Consider the following 2,230-nt stretch of genomic DNA (forward strand, 5'->3'; position numbering starts at 1 on the left):
CCCCCAGCCGGTCCTGGTACGGCGGGTCCACCTCCACGACCTGGGCGCCGGCGTCCCGCAGTCTCTTCGCCGTACGGGTCATCAGCGCGTCCACCCCGGCACCGAGCGAGGGGAGCCGCCACAGGCCGATGCGGGCACCCCGCAGGCCGCCGGGGCGCGCGAGCGTCCCCGCGCCGGCCCCGCCCCCTGCGCCGAGCCCGTTCCCGGTCCCGCTCGCGAGCACCGACAGGGTGAGGGCGACATCGGTCACGTTGCGGGCCATGGGGCCCGCGGTGTCCTGCTCCGCGGAGATCGGCACCACGCCCGACTGGCTGACCAGCCCGAGGCTGGGCTTGTGGCCGACCACCCCGTTCATCCCGGCGGGGCACACGATCGAGCCGTCCGTCTCCGTCCCGATCGCCACCTGCGCCAGCGACGCGGCGAGCGCGGCGGCGGAGCCGGAGGACGAGCCGCAGGGGTTCCGGTCCAGGACGTAGGGATTGCGGGTCTGTCCGCCCACCGCCGACCACCCCGAGGTCGGCGCGGCGGCGCGGAAGTTGGCCCACTCGGACATGTTCGTCTTGCCCAGGACCACCGCGCCCGCCTCCCGCAGCCGGCTCACCAGCGGCGCGTCCGTGGCGGGCACGTTGTCCTTGAGCAGGACCGGGATGCCGTCGAGAGGTCCCCGCACGGTGCCGCGCCGGTGCCGGGCGTCACTGTCGGCGGCCTGGCGCAGGGCGGACGGGCTGGTGCGCAGCACCGCGCCGATCGTGGGATCGACGGCCCTGATCCGCTGCAGGTAGGCCCGGGTCAGCGCCGACGAGGTCAGCACACCACGCTTCATACGCGCCTGTAACTCGGGGATCGTCACCGTGTCGAGGTCCACGCCCAGGCCGTGAGCCGCACCGGTGGAGTGCGCCGGCACGCCCGTCCAGCTCTCGGCGGCCTCCGCGCGCTGGTGGGGCGCTCCCGCCAGGAGGGGCGCCACGATGAGGGCCGCCGCCAGTGCCGCGATGCTTCGTCTTCTCATGGGGGCCAGCGCACTACAGACCGCCACCGGACGCAAGATGCCCCCTCCGCCCGTGGGAGCATCGGGACTTGAGTCTCCAGCCACTGGAGACCGCAGAGTGAGAGACATGGACGGTACGACCCTCTACTCGATCGGGGAACTCTCCCGGCGCACCGGTGTGCCGGTGCGGACCATCCGGTTCTACTCCGACACCGGGGTGGTCGCGCCGACCGGCCGAAGCCCCGCCGGTTACCGGCTCTACGACCTCGACGCACTCCTCCGCCTGGAGCTCGCCCGTACGCTGCGCGAGCTGGGAATGGACCTCGCCACGGTGCGGCGCGTGCTGGACCGCACGCTCTCCGTGGCGGAAGCGGCCGCCGTGCACGCGGAAGCCGTGGATGTCCAGATCCGTGCCCTGCGGCTGCGCCGGAGCGTTCTGCGAGCGGTGGCCGCACGCGGACCAAGTCCCGAGGAGACCACACTCATGCACCGGCTCACCCAGTTGTCCGGCGAGGAACGCCGCCGCCTGATCGACGACTTCGCCGACGGGGCGTTCGGCGGCGAGGACGCCGACCCGGCGGCGCGGGCCATGGTCCGCGCCGCCACCCCCGAACTCCCCGACGACCCCACCGCCGAGCAGATCGCGGCGTGGGCGGAGCTGGCCGACATGCTCGGCGACGAGGACGTCCGTACCCGCATGGGCCGTGCGCTGGCCCACCGGGCCGACGGGGTCCCGCTCGACATCGAGGTCTTCGCCGGCCCCGAACTGACGGAGCACACCCGGCGCGTGGTCACCGAGGCCAGAGAAGCCGGCATCGCTCCCGACGGCGAGGCGGCCATCCCCCTCGTGGACGACCTCGTACACCGGTTCGCCCGGGCCCTCTCCCGTACCCCGGACGGGGAGTTCCGGGCATGGCTCACCCGGCAGTTCCGTCCCGGCGTCCCCGACCCGCAGGTGGAGCGGTACTGGCGGCTGGTGTGGCGCGTCAACGGCTGGCAGGAGGTCCCGGGCCTGGTCCCGGTGTACCCGTGGCTGGTACGGGCGCTGGAGGGAGGCGGCACGCGGTGAGGCCCGGCACGCCGGGTTCCCCGGTGATGCTCCAGGCGCGGGGCTGGCGAGGCGTCGACTTCTACTGATCGCCGTCATCGACGGGTGCGCCGACTCCCACAGCAGGTAGGTCATCCGTTCTGGACGAGCCGGGGAAGTCCCGGGCCGTCGTCCCCGACGGCTCCCGGGGCGGG

At 74.0% G+C, this 2,230-nt stretch carries 2 protein-coding genes; one reads left to right on the top strand and one right to left on the bottom strand.

The window, feature by feature from the left end; genetic code table 11:
* On the bottom strand, positions 1–1,009 hold a 1,009-nt coding region (locus tag IH13_RS0117450; protein ID WP_031085478.1), incomplete at its 3' end, for an amidase family protein.
* A gap of 106 nt (positions 1,010–1,115) precedes the next feature.
* On the opposite strand from IH13_RS0117450, the gene IH13_RS0117455 reads away from it, so the two are divergent.
* Entirely contained in the window at positions 1,116–2,057 is a 942-nt protein-coding gene (locus tag IH13_RS0117455) for a MerR family transcriptional regulator (RefSeq protein WP_031085479.1), read from the top strand.
* Positions 2,058–2,230 lie beyond the last annotated feature (173 nt).

This window comes from Streptomyces sp. NRRL WC-3549, assembly GCF_000721935.1.
Taxonomy (GTDB): domain Bacteria; phylum Actinomycetota; class Actinomycetes; order Streptomycetales; family Streptomycetaceae; genus Streptomyces.

Bases quoted from the DNA above. Each gene is read 5' to 3' on its own strand.
- IH13_RS0117455 (WP_031085479.1), top strand. From the start codon at position 1,116: ATGGACGGTACGACCCTCTACTCGATCGGGGAACTCTCCCGGCGCACC.